Consider the following 14,252-nt stretch of genomic DNA (forward strand, 5'->3'; position numbering starts at 1 on the left):
GCGCAGCGAAGCAATCCAGGAGGTCTCGCTCGACGGCCCCTGGATTGCTTCGGAGCTCACGCTCCTCGCAATGACGGCGGGCCGAACGGCCGGTATTTCGACCCCATAAGCAAAGGCCGCCGGCGCGAACCGGCGGCCTTTTCGTTTCCGAGGGGCGTTGCGTTTAGTTGACCGGGCCGCCGCCGCCGACGGTCTCCATGCTCGGGTCGCTCGGGCGCACGCCGGTGGCGCGGTTGACCATCACCGTCACGAACCAGAGCAGGACGCCGATGCCGATCAGCACGCCGGCGATAGTGTACTGGACCGGATCACGCCCGGTCCACGGGCCGGCAAAGAAGGCGCAGGCGATCGCGCCGAGGATCGGCAGGATGGTCGGCGTCCGGAAATGGTCGTGGTCGACCGGGTCCTTGCGCAGCACCAGCACGGCGATGTTGACGACGGTGAAGACGCAGAGCAGCAGCAGCGCCGTGGTCCCGCCCAGCGCCGGCACCTCGCCGACGAAGGTGATCAGCGCGAAGGCCAACAGCGTGGTGAAGCCGATCGCGATATAGGGCGTGCGCCGGCCCGCATGGACCTTTCCGAGCGCGGCCGGCAGGACATGCTCGCGGCTCATGCCGTAGACCAGCCGGCTCGCCATCAGCATGTTGATCAGCGCGCTGTTGGCGACGGCGAACATCGTGATGATGCCGAAGATCCAGAGCGGGAAATTGGGCGCGCCGGCCTGCACCACCTTGAGCAGCGGCGTCTCGCCCTCGCCGAGCTGCTCCGCCGGCACCAGCGTGATCGCCGAGATCGAGACCAGCACATAGATCGCGCCCGTGATCACCAGTCCGGCGAGCAGGACCTTCGGAAAGATTCCGCTCGGGTTCTGGCACTCCTCGGCCATGTTGACCGAGTCCTCGAAGCCGACCATCGCGAAGAAGGCCAGCGTCGTTGCGGCGATGACCGGCCAGAACATGCCGCCATCGCCCGTCTTGAACTGCGTGACGCGCGAGACGTCGCCCTGGCCGGCTCCGATCGCCCATAGGCCGATGAAGATGATGATCAGGAGGCCGGTGAGCTCGACGCAGGTCAGCACCACATTCGCCTTGACGCTCTCGCCGACGCCGCGGAAATTCACGGCCGCGACGATCGCCATGAAGGCGAGCCCGATCACCGTGATGCCGACGCCGCCGGACATGCCGAGATCGAAGGCGTTCGACATGTTCGCCGCGAAGGCGCGCGAGGCCGTCGAGGCCGAGGTGATTCCCGAGCACATCACCGCGAAGGCGACGATGAAGGTGATGAAATGGATGCCGAACGCCTTGTGCGTGTAGAGCGCGGCGCCTGCGGCCTTCGGGTATTTCGTGACCAGTTCGAGGTAGCTGAAGGCGGTGACCATCGCGACGACGAAGGCGACGAGGAAGGGCAGCCAGACGACGCCGCCGACCTGTTTCGCGACCTGTCCGGTCAGCGCATAGATGCCGGTGCCGAGAATGTCGCCGACGATGAAGAGCAGCAGCAGCCAGGGGCCCATGACCCTGTGAAGACTCGGCTCAACCGTGGTCTCGGGCTTCGCAGCACCCGTCACTGAGATATCGGTCATCGGGATATCCTTTCAGCCGCACCGGAATTGGTTGCAGATGAAAGGATTATGCTCGTTTCCCGGGCTGTCAAAGTGTCGCAGGGGAATGGCCGTCCCCGCGGGGACGCCGGAAGGAGGCCTCCCCGAGCCGGCCATTGTCACGCAACCAGGCGCGGCCGAACTCGGTGGCGGCAACCATCATCGTTCGCCCGTCCGCCGGCATCCGCGCGACATAGCCGCGATCGACGGCATCCTCCCAGATCGAGAGGCGGGGACAGGACGTCCGCCAGGTCTCCATGACCTCGGCATAGGGGCGCGGTTCGCGCGCCACCCATTCGACCAGATCGAGCACCAGCGGATCGGCGGATTGCGCCATGGCGTCCTCCCGCTTCGCATCAGGCTGCACAGTCCGGAGCGCCCGGCGTAAGCTTGATGAGACACTAGACCCGTCGGGTCGCTCTGGCGACGCCAGCGGCGCGCCTCAGTCCTCCGCCGCCTTGAACTTGTTGAGCCCGTTCATCACGAAGGGCGCGACCAGGCCGATGAAGGCGATGCCGAGCAGGGTCGCCGAGATCGGGTTCTCCAGCAGGATCATCGGATCGCCGAGGCTGATCTGCAGGGCGCGCCGCAACTGCGCTTCCGCCATCGGCCCGAGGATCAGCCCGACCACCATGGGCGCGACGGGGTAGTCGTAGCGCCGCATCAGATAGCCGAGATAGCCGAAGGCGAAGAGCATCGCGAGCTCGACGGGGGAGGGGTTCACGGCAAGCGTGCCCATCGTCGCGAAGACGATGATGCCGGCATAGAGCCAGGGCTGCGGGATCGCCAGCAATCTCACCCAGAGCCCGATCAAAGGCAGGTTGAGGATCACCAGCATGGTGTTGGCGAGGAAGAGCGAGGCGATCAGGCCCCAGACCAGGTCGGGCTTCTCGGCAAAGAGCAGGGGTCCGGGGTTGAGGCCGTATTGCTGGAAGCCGGCGAGCATGATCGCCGCGGTCGCCGAGGTCGGCAGGCCGAGCGTCAGGAGCGGCACCAGCACGCCGGCCGCGGCCGCGTTGTTGGCGGCCTCCGGCCCGGCGACGCCTTCGATCGCGCCCTTGCCGAACTCGCCCGGATATTTGCAGAGCTTCTTCTCGGTCGAATAGGACAGGAACGTCGGCACCTCGGCGCCGCCGGCCGGCAGTGCCCCGATCGGGAAGCCGAAGGCCGTGCCGCGCAGCCAGGGCGCCCAGGAGCGCTTCCAGTCCTGCTTGTTCATCCACAGCGAGCCCTTGATCGGCACGATCTCCTCGGGCTCGCGGTGACGCTTGGAGGCGACATAGAGCGCCTCGCCGACCGCGAAGAGGCCGACCGCCAAGGTCGTCACCTCGACGCCGTTGAGCAGCTCGGGCACGCCGAAGGTCAGCCGCGCCTGGCCGGTCAGCTTGTCGATGCCGATCAGCCCGAGCGTGATGCCGATGAACAGGCTGGTGAGGCCGCGCAGGGGCGAATCGCCGAAGGTCGCCGAGACCGTGACGAAGGCCAGGATCATTAGGGCGAAATAGTCCCAGGGCCCGAACTTGACCGCGATCTGGACGAGCCAGGGCGCCAGGAAGGCGAGCCCGATCGTCGCCAGCAGGCCGGCGACGAAGGAGCCGATCGCGGCGGTCGCCAGCGCCGGGCCGCCGCGCCCGGCCTTGGCCATTTTCGAGCCTTCCAGCGCCGTTGCGAGCGAGGCGCTCTCGCCCGGCGCGTTCAGCAGGATCGCCGTGGTCGAACCGCCATACATGCCGCCGTAATAGATGCCGGCGAACATGATCAGCGAGCCGGCGGGATCGAGCTTGAAGGTGACCGGCAGCAGCAGCGCGACCGTCAGCGCCGGGCCGATGCCGGGCAGGACGCCGACCGCGGTGCCGAGGAAGACCCCGATCAGGCAGAAGAGCAGCTTCGAGGGCTCGAGGGCGACCGAGAAGCCATGGCCGAGGGCGAGCAGCGTTTCCATCGTCTTCGCTCCTCAGACCAACAGATGCTCGAGCGGGCCCGACGGCAGCACCAGCGTCAGCAGCTTCGAGAACATCAGGAAGATGGCGAGCCCGAGCACGAGGCCGATCGCGAAGTCGATCGCGAAGGCGCGCCGGCCGAAGCCGCGCGCCGTGCAGGCGAAGACGATCGCCGTCGCGATGATGAAGCCGCCGCCCAGCGCGATGCAGGCGACGAGCCCGACGAGCCCTGCGGTGATCCAGAAAATGGCGCCGCTATCGGCCGATTCCGGCTTGGGAATGCCGTCCTTGAAGGCGACGACGAGATGGGCGAGCCCGAGCACGACGAGGCCGGCGCTGACCACATAGGGCATTGCGGTGGGGCCGACGCCATAGGTCGAGACGATGGTCTGCTGCGAGGCGTCATAAGCGACGAGCGCAGCGCAGCCGAGCAGCAATGCTGCCACCACGAGCGCCGGCCGGTCGATCCTGCCTGCCGAGATTGGGTTTGCCATGGCCTGTCCGCCCGATACCTGTCGAACTCTGCGTGAAGGCGGCTGAAGGGCCGGTTTCCCGACCCTTCAGGACACCCGTATCGCTCGATGCCTCACTTGATGAGGCCGACATCCTTCATGACCTTGGCGACGCGCGCCTCCTCGGCCTTGAGGAAGGTCGCGAACTCGGCCGCCGGCAGATAGGCGTCGTCCCAGCCGCGGGCCTTGAGAATCTCGGTCCACTCCTTGGACTTGGCCATCTTGTCCATGGCATCGGCGAGCGTCTTGACCTGCTCGGCGCTCAGGCCGGGAGGGGCGACGACCGAGCGCCAGTTCAGCAGTTCGAGATCGACGCCCTGCTCCTTGAAGGTCGGGGCGTCCGGCGCGTTCGCCAGGCGTGCGGGCGAGGAGACGCCGATGACGCGCAGCTTGCCGGCCTTGATCTGGCCCTCGAACTCGCCATAGCCCGAGACGCCGGCGGTGACGCGCCCGCCGAGCATCGCCGCGAGCGCCTCGCCGCCGCCGGAGAACGGGATGTAGTTGATCTTGGTGGTGTCGCCGCCGGCCGCGCCGGCGAAGAGCGCCGCGAGGATATGGTCGGCGCCGCCGGCCGAACCGCCGGCCCAGGTCACCTTGGCGGGATCGGCCTTCACGCGCGCGGCCAGGTCCTTGGCGTCCTTGACCGGCGATTCGGTCGGCACCACGACGACCAGCGCCTCGGCGGTCAGCCGCGCGATCGGCGTCGTCTGCGTCAGCGTCACCGGCGACTTGTTGAGCAGGATGGCGCCGACCATGACGAAGCCGTTGACCATCAGCTGATGGCCGTCGCCCTTGGCGCCGATCAGCTGGGCAAGGCCGATCGTGCCGCCCGCGCCGGTGACGTTGGTCACCTGGGCGCTCTTGGCGATGCCGGCGGCGGTCAGCGCCTGCTGCATCGAGCGGGCCGTGCCGTCCCAGCCGCCGCCGGGCGCGGCCGGGGCCATGATCTTGAGCTCGAGCTGGGCGAAAGCGGCCGTGGTCAGGCCGGCGAGCGCCAGGGCCGTGACGGCCCCGCGCGTCAGGATGGATTTCAACATGATGTTCCTCCGCTTGCGGTTATCCGCATCGTTTTCTGTTTGCGCCCGGCGAGTGACACTTTGACGCTCCACCGGTCAATTGCGCCTGATTGCATAATCTCAAGTCAAGGTAATTCGCGAGCCCGTGATGCAATGCCAGCCGAATTCGGGCTAGGCGGCCTCCGTGCGATCGCGTAAGCGCATGCGCCATGAGCCTGCCCCCGCTTTCTTCGGGCGCAAACCGCGCCGCCACCATCGACCTGTCATCCTCGCGCGCCGCCGCCCGGTTCGCCGCCCTGGGCTGCGTACTGATGGCGGCGATGCCGGTTGCGATGTGGGCCGCGAACCGTTCGGCGCCCCTGGTGCTCGGCCTCGCTGCGGCCGCCTTTCTTGGCGCCGTCCTGGCGAGCGGCGGCGCGAGGCGCGCTGCGGACGATTTCGCGGCGCTGGCGCGTAGCCCGCTCGCCCTGGTCCTCGCGGGTTTCCTGGCCTGGGCTCTGCTCTCGCTGTCATGGAGCCACCGGCCGGCGATCGGCTTTGCGATGTGGGGCGAGCTGGCGCTGCCGCTCGGCTTCGGCTTCGTCATCGCCATGACCGGCGCCTTCGTCGCCACGCCTCCGCTGAGGCGCGCCTTGGCCCTCTTGCTGATCGCGGCGGCGGCGTTGATGGCCTTCGAGATCGAGACCGGGCTCGCCCAGCGCATCGCGCTGGGCATCGGCAAGCAGATGAGCTTCGTCTTCAACCGCCCGGTCATCACCTGCCTCGTCCTGGCGGCGCCTGCGATCCATCTGCTCTGGACCAGCGGCGCGAGACAGGCTCTCGACCGCCCGCTCGCCGGCCTCGCCGCGCTGGTCGCCGCCGGCATCGTGCTCTATTCGGACAGCGGCGCCGCCAAGCTCGGACTGATGGTCCTGGTCCTCGTCTGGCTCCTGGCGCGGCTGCTGCCACGCCTGACCCTGGCCGCCATCGCGCTCGGCTTCGTCGCGACGCTGGTGCTGGCCCCCTTCGTCGGACGGATCACCGACAGCATCCTGCCGCCGGCTCTCTACGAGCAGACGGCCGACTCGCATTCGCGCGAGCGCGTCGACATCTGGCTCAGCTTCGGCGAGGCGATCGCCGCCCGCCCGCTGCTCGGCTCGGGCTTCGGCTCGGCTTCGGCTTTGCAGACCCATCCGGTCGCCGAGCAGGTCTCGCCGCCGCGCCGGCTGCTGCTTGCCGTCGGCCATCCGCATAGCGCCCCGATCCAGGTCTGGGTCGAGACCGGTCTCATGGGCGCCGGTCTGCTTCTCGCAGCTGGCCTGATGTTCCTGGCGCGTCTCGCGCCGCTGTCGGCGGGAGAACTCGCGCCACGCCTCGGCCTTTTCGCGGCGGCCTTCGCCATGGCATCGGTCGGCCATGGCGCCTGGCAGGGCTGGTGGATCGCGATCCTGGCGGCTGCCACACTCTGGTTCGGAGCCGGCCGCCGGGCCGGCGAGGGGAAAGACCATGGCTGATTTCGATGTCGATCTCTTCGTGATCGGGGCCGGCTCAGGCGGCACGCGCGCCGCCCGCATCGCCGCCGGCCACGGCGCCCGCGTCATGATCGCGGAGGAGGACCGCATCGGCGGCACCTGCGTCATCCGTGGCTGCGTGCCCAAGAAGCTCTTCGTCTATGCCAGCCGTTTCGCCGAGGATTTCGAGGACGCCGCCGGCTTCGGCTGGACGGTTCCCGAGCCGAGCTTCGACTGGCCGACCCTGCGCGAGGCCGTCGGCGCCGAGGTCACCCGCCTGTCCGGCCTCTATCGCAAGGGCCTGGAGGGCGCCAAGGTCGCGATCCGCGAGGAGCGGGCGGTGATCGAGGGGCCGCATGCGGTGCGCCTGCTGAAGTCGGGCGAGAGCGTCCGCGCCCGGCATATCCTGGTCGCGACCGGCGGCTATCCCGCTTTCGATCCGCCGATCCCCGGCGGCGAGCTCGGCATCAGCTCCAACGAGGTCTTCCACTTGCCGAGCCTGCCCAAGCGCATGCTCGTGGTCGGTGGCGGCTATATCGCGCTCGAATTCGCCAGCGTCTTCGCCCGGCTCGGCGTCGCGGTCACGCTGCTGCATCGCGGCGACAACATTCTGCGCGGCTTCGACGAGGATCTCCGCACCCGCCTGCGCGACGCCCTGGAGCATGCCGGCATCACCTTGCGCCTCGGCTGCACGGTCGATCGCATCGAGCAATTGCCGGATGGCTGCCGCCGCGCCCATTGTGCCAAGGGCGATCCGATCGACGCGGAGGTCATCCTGGTCGCGACCGGCCGCAGGCCCAACACGGTCGGGCTCGGCCTGGAGGAAGTCGGCGTCAAGCTCGGGCCGGTCGGCCAGGTCATGGTCGACGAGGCCTCGGCCTCCAGCGTTCCCTCGATCCACGCCGTCGGCGACGTCACCAACCGCGTCAACCTCACCCCCGTCGCGATCCGCGAGGGCCACGCCTTCTCCGACTCGACCTTCGGCGGCAAGCCCTGGGCCGTGAACCACGGCCTGATCGCCTCGGCCGTGTTCACGACGCCGGAGATCGGCACCGTCGGATTGACCGAGAACCAGGCGGCCGCGGCGGGCTATGAGCTGCGCGTCTTCGAATCGGAGTTCCGGCCGATGAAGGCGACGATCTCGGGGCGGCGCGAGCGCATCTACATGAAGCTCGTCGTCGACGCGAAGACCGACAGGATGCTGGGCGTGCACATCCTCGGCCACGATGCCGGCGAGATCATCCAGGCGGTGGCGATCGCGGTGACGATGGGCGCCACCAAGGCCGATTTCGACCGCACGGTGGCGCTGCACCCAAGCGCGGCCGAGGAGCTGGTGACGATGCGCACGGCGCGCAAAGGCTGATCCGTAAGTCGCTGATCGCTCAGTCCGCTTTCCCGAGATAGGCTGTCGCGTCGATCTCGACGAGGCAGTCGGGCGAGCCGAGCCCGTTGACGATGCAGGAGACCCGGTGCGGCGGGTCTTCCGCGAAATTGGCGAAATAGACCTCGTTCATCGCCTCCCAATAGGCGCGGTCGGTCACGTAGACCGTGCATTTGACCACATCCTTCAGGCTCGCTCCGGCCTCTTCGAGCAGCGCCTTGATGTTATCGATGCATTGCTGCGTCTGCCGCCTTGCGTCGCCCATCGCGTATTTGCCCTGCAGATCCGCGCCGACGCAGCAGACGAACATGAAGTCGCCGGCGATCGTCGCCTGGGCGAAGGGCAGCCGGCTCTTGTAGACGCGGTCCGAGGAAACGCTGCGCTTCGGCATGGGTCGAGCAGTCCTTGTCTCGCGCGGAGCCGGTTGAATCGGCGTCCGAACGCGTTGAATCGATCTCTCAGGCGCCTGAATCGAGATCGCAGCAGATCGCGCCAGCGGCTTGACGGGATTCGTCCTTTTGCGCCGCGGCCTGCCATCCTTGCCGCAACGGTGGTCAGCGGCCACTTGCGGGTGTATAGGCCGGCCTTCGCGCTGAGAAGAGGTTAACGCAGGCGCGATTTTGTGAAAGCAGGAGCAATATGATGTCCGAGCGGTGGACGCCCGAGAGCTGGAGGGCAAAGCCCGTCCAGCAGATGCCGGAATATCCGGATCAGGCAGCCTTGAAGGCGGTTGAGCAGCAGCTCGCCGGCTTTCCGCCGCTCGTTTTTGCAGGCGAGGCGCGCAAGCTCAAACGGGCGTTGAGCAAGGTCGCCGCCGGTGAGGCCTTCCTCCTCCAGGGCGGCGACTGCGCCGAGAGCTTCGGCGAGCATTCGGCCGACAATATCCGCGATTTCTTCCGCCTCTTCCTGCAGATGGCGGTGGTGCTGACTTTCGCCGGCGGCTCGCCGGTGGTGAAGGTCGGGCGCATCGCCGGCCAGTTCGCCAAGCCGCGCTCGGCTCCGACCGAGACGATCGATGGCGTCGAGCTGCCGAGCTACAAGGGCGACATCGTCAACGACAACGAGTTCACGGCGCAGGCTCGCATTCCCGACCCGCGCCGCCAGCTCGAGGCCTATCGCCAGTCGGCGGCGACGCTCAACCTGATCCGCGCCTTCGCGACCGGAGGCTACGCCAATCTCGACAATGCGCATCGCTGGATGCTCGGCTTCATCAAGGATTCGCCGCAGTCGAGCCGCTACCGCGAGGTCGCCGAGCGCATCACCGAGACGCTCGACTTCATGCGCGCCATCGGCATCGACCCGGAAACGCATCCCGAGATGCGGACCACCGATTTCTACACCAGCCACGAGGCGCTGCTGCTCGGCTACGAGCAGGCGCTGACCCGCGTCGATTCCACCAGCGGCGACTGGTACGCGACCTCGGGCCACATGGTCTGGATCGGCGACCGCACGCGCCAGCTCGACCATGCCCATGTCGAGTATTTCCGCGGCATCAGGAATCCGATCGGCCTGAAATGCGGGCCCTCGATGACCGCCGACGGCCTGTTGAAGCTGATCGACGCGCTCGATCCGCAGAACCAGCCGGGCCGCCTGACGCTGATCGCCCGCTTCGGCGCCGACAAGGTCTTCGACCATTTGCCGGCCCTGGTGCGCGCGACCAAGCGGGAAGGGCGCAACGTCGTCTGGTCCTGCGATCCGATGCACGGCAACACGGTCAAGGCCGCCAGCGGCTACAAGACCCGGCCCTTCGACCTGATCATGACCGAGGTGAAGAACTTCTTCGCCGTCCATCAGGCCGAGGGTACCCATGCCGGCGGTCTGCATCTGGAGATGACCGGCAAGAACGTCACCGAGTGCACCGGCGGCGCGCGCGGGATGACCGACGCCGATCTCAACGACCGCTACCACACGGTCTGCGATCCGCGCCTCAACGCCGAGCAGGCGCTGGAGCTGGCCTTCCTCGTCGCCGAACTGGTCAAGCGCGAGCGCGCCGGCCGCGAGCGGCCGGAGGTCGAGGCGGCCGAATAAGCCGCACTCGCGCGTTAAAACGAAAAGGCCGGGGCGTCAGCCCCGGCCTTTTTCATTGCGTGGTGTCTGGTCAGAACTTGATGCCGGCGCCGACGCGGGCGGTGGTCGTCTCGACCACGACATTGCCCTGCGCCTCCATCCGCACATATTGCGCTTCGGCACGCAGCAGCAGCCCGCCGAACAGCGCCTCGACGCCGCCGCCGACCGTGCCGCCGAGCATGGTCGAGTTCTTGCGGCTCGAGACCAGCAGGCCCGAGGCCGAGGAATAGGATTGCAGCACCGGATCGTTGGCGGGATCGGCGTCGACGCCGTAGGTCTCGACCGAGGCCCTGCTCGTCACCGAGCCGTTGCCGATGGCGAGGCCGCCAGTGATGAACGGCATGAAGGAGCCGATGACATAGCCGGCGCGCACCCTCAGCGTGCCGACATCCTTGAGCTCGGCCGAGGTTCGGCCGGTCAGGAAGACCGAGGTGTCGTAGCCGTCGCTGAGAACGCGGCCGCGCCCGATCGAATCGGACGATTCGCCCTTGGCATCATGACGAGTGTAGTCGGCCTCGAGGCCGATCACGACGTCGCCAACCTGATAGTTGTAGCCGGCGAAGCCGCCGAAGGTGGCGGCGCGCTTGCTGAAGGCCGGCATCCTGAGCAGGCTCGAGGCCTGCATCTCGGCTTCCACCGTGGTCGAGCGCAGATGGTTCGCGACCAGGTTGGCCGCGCCGCGGCCTGGATCGAAATTCGTGTCGGTGTAGCCGGCGAGCCCGCCGAAATAGAAGCCGGTCCAGTTCGAGGAGCCCGAGAAGTAATCCGGCGGCGGCGCCGGCGCGTCCTCGATCTGCGAGCCGCGCAGGACGGGGTAATCGGCGGCGAGGGCCGGCAGGGTAGCGAGGGACAACCCGAACGCCGCGACGCCCAGAACCGGCGCAATGGAACGGATACGCATCGTGATCTCCCCGAGCAGCGGCCGGAGGCGGCCGCGTTGCCTTGCCCAGCGTCAATTCATGCTCCGGTAACCCTAATGCGCGGTTAACGCCGCCATTTTTGTCAGGTCTGTCCTGCCGGACATACACGTCTGCAGTTGCAAAGAGCGTGGGGATATTCGTCTAACGTTAAGTAAGATATTTGCTGCTCGACATCGACAGGAATTGACCGATGGCTCGTTCCCGGAAGAAGCGCCCTGCTGGCGGAATCACCACCGCTGCCAGCGAAAAGGCTGACAAGACACAGGCTCATCGCAGGACGCGGCGCAGCGCTGCCGCCGCCTTGGCGCGAGGCGACGAGCCGGAGCCCTCGATCAGGCAGACCGAGAATCCATGGTCGTACTCCAAGGACGGAAAGCAGTGGTACGACGATCCCCGGCCTGGATTGCTGCGCAAGTGAACCGCGTCAGGCCGCCCGTATCCGCGTCCGGGCGGCTTCCGCTAAAAAGGCTGAGCGCGACATGCCTTTGGCCTTTGCCGCAGCATCGACGGCACCGAGCAGGCTCTCGTCGATCGAGATGTTGATCCTCACCGATTTCGTCGGAAGATCGAACGGAACCAGCGCCAGGACAGCTCCGTCAGCTGCTGCGTTGAAATCGGGGTCGGCCTGAAGTTCGGACAGGTCACGCAATCCCGGCATGAGGTCGCCGTCCTCCACCATGCCGCCGGCATGGAAGGTCAAGGCCTCGCTTCCTTTCCGGATAGCATCTTCCGCGGTCGACCCGGTGGAAATGCAGCCGGGGAAATCCGGAAATGAAATGCCGAATATGCGGTTCTCTTCATGGATCAATGCGTAAGCGAGAGGCATTCGAACCTCCTTTGGCTTGCAGGCTGGGGCTTCACCATGTCCAGCCCGCCTGATTGAATATGGATCTGAGAGTGCCGGTTGGGATTTCCTTCGCTCCCATGTCCACCGTGACCTTGCCGGGGCGCTTCGGGTGGTCGAACTGGACGTGGCCGCCCGGCCCTTTGCGTTTCACCTGCCATCCGTCGTCGTGGAGCCGCCTGACGATCTCCCGCGGTGTCATCGGCCCGCGCTTCCTGCTCATGGCCCGCGCCTCCGCGATTTGTGTATTGATACACATTGCCGAGCTGAAAATCAAGAGTCGCTGTGTATAAGTGTGTATCGGAGTGCCGCCGCCTCTGCGACGAGGCCGCCGATTGCAGTTCTGGCTCCGGTCTGGGAAGAGGGTGTCCTGAACGAAGCAGGCCTGGCAGCGGCGCCAGCCGCCGGTGTGAGGGATACATGATCCGCCATATCGTCTTCTTCACCGCCAAGCGGCCGGAGGATGTCGAGACCATCCGCGTCTCGCTCGGCCGGCTCGCCGAGATTCCACATTCGCTCGCCTTCGAGGTCGTCGCCAACGCCAAGGTCGATCCGATGGGCAACGAGGTCGACGTGATCGTCTATGGCGAGTTCGCCGACGAGGCGGCGCTGGCCGCCTACAAGGCGCATCCGATCTATGACGAGACGACGCGCCGCGTGCGGCCCTTGCGCGAACTGCGTCAATCGGCCGATTTCCGCTCGACGCTGGGCTGAGGCCGCTGCGCCGAACCTCCCCGTCATTGCGAGAAGCGGAGCGACGAAGCAATCCAGGGGCGTCGCGCGAGCCCTCCTGGATTGCTTCGCTGCGCTCGCAATGACGCGGAGTGAAACGCCTCCGACCCAAAAAACGCAGGGCAGGGCGGGGCGCACCGCCGTTGCTGGCCGTCCCGCCGCGCGCTAAAGCCTGACCATGACCGCGACCTCCTTCCGCCTTGCGCTCGCGCAGCTCAATCCGATCGTCGGCGATGTCGCCGGCAATGCCGAGAAGGTGCGCGTCGCGCGACGCGAGGCTGCCGCTGCCGGGGCGGACATCGTCATGTTCCCGGAGCTTTTCCTCTCGGCCTATCCGCCGGAAGACCTGGTGCTGAAGCCGGCCTTCCAGGATGCCTGCCGCAAGGCCTGCGAGGCGCTGGCGCGCGAGACGGCCGATGGCGGCCCGGCCGTGCTGCTCGGCCTGCCCTGGCGCGAGGACGGCAAGCTCTACAACGCCTATGCCCTGCTCGATGGCGGCCTGATCCAGTCGGTGCGCTTCAAGGTCGATCTCCCAAATTACGGCGTCTTCGACGAGAAGCGCGTCTTCGAGCCCGGTCCGCTGCCCGGCCCGGTCGTCTTCCGCAACCATATCCGCCTCGGCATTCCGATCTGCGAGGACATCTGGGGCGAGGAGGTGGTGGAATGCATCACCGAGACCGGCGGCGAGATCCTGCTGGTGCCCAACGGCTCGCCCTATCGCCGCGGCGTCACCGAGGAACGGCTGAACGTCGCGGTCGCCCGCGTCGTCGAGGCCGGCCTGCCGCTGGTCTATCTCAACCAGCTCGGCGGCCAGGACGAGCTGGTCTTCGAGGGCGCCTCCTTCGTGCTCAACGCCGACAGGAGCTTTGCCCATCAGCTGCCGGCCTTCCGCGAGGCGCTGCGCATCACCGAATGGGTGCGCGAGAACGGCGCCTGGCATTGCGTGCCGGGCGAGATCGCGACGGTCGAGAGCAGCGACGAGGCCGATTACACCGCCTGCGTGCTGGGCCTGCGCGACTATGTCGAGAAGAACGGCTTTCCCGGCGTGGTGCTCGGCCTCTCGGGCGGCATCGATTCCGCCATCTGCGCCGCGATGGCGGTCGATGCGCTGGGCGCGGACAAGGTCCGCTGCGTGATGATGCCCTATCGCTTCACCTCGCAGGAGAGCCTGGACGACGCCAAGAAATGCGCCGACGCGCTCGGCGTGCGCTACGAGATCGTGCCGATCGCCGAGCCGGTCGAGGGTTTCGAGGCGGCGCTGGCCGAGCTCTTCGCCGGCACCAATCGCGGCGTCACCGAGGAGAACCTGCAGAGCCGGGTGCGCGGCACGCTCCTGATGTCGATCTCGAACAAGTTCGGGCCGATGGTGGTGACGACCGGCAACAAGTCGGAGATGTCCTGCGGCTACGCCACGCTCTATGGCGACATGAATGGCGGCTACAACCCGATCAAGGACCTCTACAAGACCGAGGTTTTTCGCCTCTGCGCCCTGCGCAACCGCTGGAAGCCGGCCGGGGCGCTTGGGCCCGACGGCGAGGTCATCCCGCAGAACATCATCGTCAAGCCGCCGACCGCCGAGCTGCGCGAGAACCAGAAGGACCAGGATTCGCTGCCGCCTTATGACGTGCTGGACGACATCCTGGCCTGCCTGATCGAGCACGAGATGCGCCTCGCCGACATCGTCGCGCGCGGGCATGATCTTGCGACGGTGAAGAAGGTCGAGCGCCTGCTCTATCTCGCCGAATAC

The 14,252-nt window shown here is 67.2% G+C and carries 14 protein-coding genes; 5 read left to right on the plus strand and 9 right to left on the minus strand.

All coding sequences use genetic code 11. The features are described from left to right. Positions 1-163: 163 nt before the first annotated feature. From ACTIF2_RS13460 to ACTIF2_RS13480, 5 genes are all read right to left on the minus strand, one after another. Complete coding sequence (locus tag ACTIF2_RS13460) at positions 164-1,585, minus strand: APC family permease (RefSeq protein WP_439497579.1); 1,422 nt, start codon at positions 1,583-1,585, stop codon at positions 164-166. A 67-nt stretch (positions 1,586-1,652) separates the two neighbouring features. Continuing rightward, positions 1,653-1,940 carry a hypothetical protein gene (locus ACTIF2_RS13465; protein WP_439497580.1) on the minus strand — a complete coding sequence of 96 codons (288 nt, stop codon included), beginning with the start codon at positions 1,938-1,940 and terminating at the stop codon, positions 1,653-1,655. Between the two features lie 105 nt (positions 1,941-2,045). Beyond that, a complete protein-coding gene (locus tag ACTIF2_RS13470) occupies positions 2,046-3,545 on the minus strand; it encodes a tripartite tricarboxylate transporter permease (protein ID WP_439497581.1) in 1,500 nt (499 codons plus the stop codon). Positions 3,546-3,557: 12 nt separating this feature from the next. Beyond that, positions 3,558-4,037, minus strand: a complete 480-nt coding sequence (locus ACTIF2_RS13475; protein WP_439497582.1) for a tripartite tricarboxylate transporter TctB family protein — start codon at positions 4,035-4,037, stop codon at positions 3,558-3,560. 92 nt (positions 4,038-4,129) lie between these two features. Further along, complete coding sequence (locus ACTIF2_RS13480; RefSeq protein ID WP_439497583.1) at positions 4,130-5,092, minus strand: Bug family tripartite tricarboxylate transporter substrate binding protein; 963 nt, start codon at positions 5,090-5,092, stop codon at positions 4,130-4,132. A gap of 188 nt (positions 5,093-5,280) precedes the next feature. On the opposite strand from ACTIF2_RS13480, the gene ACTIF2_RS13485 reads away from it, so the two are divergent. Together ACTIF2_RS13485 and gor are read left to right on the plus strand one after the other, a co-directional pair. Beyond that, entirely contained in the window at positions 5,281-6,564 is a 1,284-nt protein-coding gene (locus ACTIF2_RS13485) for an O-antigen ligase family protein (RefSeq protein ID WP_439497584.1), read from the plus strand. Continuing rightward, the gene (gene gor / locus ACTIF2_RS13490; protein ID WP_439497585.1) at positions 6,557-7,924 is read left to right on the plus strand and encodes a glutathione-disulfide reductase; all 1,368 of its coding nucleotides are present in this window, start codon (positions 6,557-6,559) and stop codon (positions 7,922-7,924) included. The genes ACTIF2_RS13485 and gor overlap by 8 nt, the downstream gene beginning before the upstream one ends. Before the next feature lie 19 nt (positions 7,925-7,943). Here the strand turns inward: gor and ACTIF2_RS13495 are convergent, their stop codons facing one another. Beyond that, entirely contained in the window at positions 7,944-8,333 is a 390-nt protein-coding gene (locus ACTIF2_RS13495; protein WP_439497586.1) for a RidA family protein, read from the minus strand. A gap of 251 nt (positions 8,334-8,584) precedes the next feature. Here ACTIF2_RS13495 and ACTIF2_RS13500 point away from each other — a divergent pair, with 251 nt between their 5' ends. Next, positions 8,585-9,970, plus strand: a complete 1,386-nt coding sequence (locus ACTIF2_RS13500) for a class II 3-deoxy-7-phosphoheptulonate synthase (protein ID WP_439497606.1) — start codon at positions 8,585-8,587, stop codon at positions 9,968-9,970. Between the two features lie 70 nt (positions 9,971-10,040). Here the strand turns inward: ACTIF2_RS13500 and ACTIF2_RS13505 are convergent, their stop codons facing one another. The 3 genes from ACTIF2_RS13505 to ACTIF2_RS13515 all read right to left on the minus strand — a co-directional run bounded on the left by ACTIF2_RS13505 (position 10,041) and on the right by ACTIF2_RS13515 (position 11,996). Continuing rightward, positions 10,041-10,910 carry an outer membrane protein gene (locus ACTIF2_RS13505; RefSeq protein ID WP_439497587.1) on the minus strand — a complete coding sequence of 290 codons (870 nt, stop codon included), beginning with the start codon at positions 10,908-10,910 and terminating at the stop codon, positions 10,041-10,043. A 443-nt stretch (positions 10,911-11,353) separates the two neighbouring features. Then, positions 11,354-11,755: a type II toxin-antitoxin system HicB family antitoxin gene (locus ACTIF2_RS13510; protein WP_439497588.1), complete on the minus strand. Its 402-nt coding sequence runs from the start codon at positions 11,753-11,755 to the stop codon at positions 11,354-11,356. Positions 11,756-11,786: 31 nt separating this feature from the next. After that, the gene (locus ACTIF2_RS13515; RefSeq protein ID WP_439497589.1) at positions 11,787-11,996 is read right to left on the minus strand and encodes a type II toxin-antitoxin system HicA family toxin; all 210 of its coding nucleotides are present in this window, start codon (positions 11,994-11,996) and stop codon (positions 11,787-11,789) included. A gap of 197 nt (positions 11,997-12,193) precedes the next feature. Between ACTIF2_RS13515 and ACTIF2_RS13520 the strand changes: the two genes are divergently transcribed. Both ACTIF2_RS13520 and ACTIF2_RS13525 read left to right on the plus strand, forming a co-directional pair. Further along, positions 12,194-12,487 (plus strand): Dabb family protein, encoded by a 294-nt coding sequence (locus ACTIF2_RS13520; protein ID WP_439497590.1) that lies wholly within the window; start codon positions 12,194-12,196, stop codon positions 12,485-12,487. A gap of 196 nt (positions 12,488-12,683) precedes the next feature. Further along, a partial coding sequence (locus tag ACTIF2_RS13525; protein ID WP_439497591.1) for an NAD+ synthase occupies positions 12,684-14,252 on the plus strand: 1,569 nt, incomplete at its 3' end.

The organism is Allobosea sp. (assembly GCF_051860145.1).
In the GTDB taxonomy this organism is placed as follows: Bacteria; Pseudomonadota; Alphaproteobacteria; order Rhizobiales; family Beijerinckiaceae; genus Allobosea.

Bases quoted from the DNA above. Each gene is read 5' to 3' on its own strand.
- ACTIF2_RS13470 (WP_439497581.1), bottom strand. From the start codon at position 3,545: ATGGAAACGCTGCTCGCCCTCGGCCATGGCTTCTCGGTCGCCCTCGAG.
- ACTIF2_RS13505 (WP_439497587.1), bottom strand. From the start codon at position 10,910: ATGCGTATCCGTTCCATTGCGCCGGTTCTGGGCGTCGCGGCGTTCGGG.
- ACTIF2_RS13485 (WP_439497584.1), top strand. From the start codon at position 5,281: ATGAGCCTGCCCCCGCTTTCTTCGGGCGCAAACCGCGCCGCCACCATC.
- ACTIF2_RS13460 (WP_439497579.1), bottom strand. From the start codon at position 1,585: ATGACCGATATCTCAGTGACGGGTGCTGCGAAGCCCGAGACCACGGTT.
- ACTIF2_RS13480 (WP_439497583.1), bottom strand. From the start codon at position 5,092: ATGTTGAAATCCATCCTGACGCGCGGGGCCGTCACGGCCCTGGCGCTC.
- ACTIF2_RS13510 (WP_439497588.1), bottom strand. From the start codon at position 11,755: ATGCCTCTCGCTTACGCATTGATCCATGAAGAGAACCGCATATTCGGC.
- ACTIF2_RS13465 (WP_439497580.1), bottom strand. From the start codon at position 1,940: ATGGCGCAATCCGCCGATCCGCTGGTGCTCGATCTGGTCGAATGGGTG.
- gor (WP_439497585.1), top strand. From the start codon at position 6,557: ATGGCTGATTTCGATGTCGATCTCTTCGTGATCGGGGCCGGCTCAGGC.
- ACTIF2_RS13515 (WP_439497589.1), bottom strand. From the start codon at position 11,996: ATGAGCAGGAAGCGCGGGCCGATGACACCGCGGGAGATCGTCAGGCGG.
- ACTIF2_RS13495 (WP_439497586.1), bottom strand. From the start codon at position 8,333: ATGCCGAAGCGCAGCGTTTCCTCGGACCGCGTCTACAAGAGCCGGCTG.
- ACTIF2_RS13475 (WP_439497582.1), bottom strand. From the start codon at position 4,037: ATGGCAAACCCAATCTCGGCAGGCAGGATCGACCGGCCGGCGCTCGTG.
- ACTIF2_RS13520 (WP_439497590.1), top strand. From the start codon at position 12,194: ATGATCCGCCATATCGTCTTCTTCACCGCCAAGCGGCCGGAGGATGTC.
- ACTIF2_RS13500 (WP_439497606.1), top strand. From the start codon at position 8,585: ATGTCCGAGCGGTGGACGCCCGAGAGCTGGAGGGCAAAGCCCGTCCAG.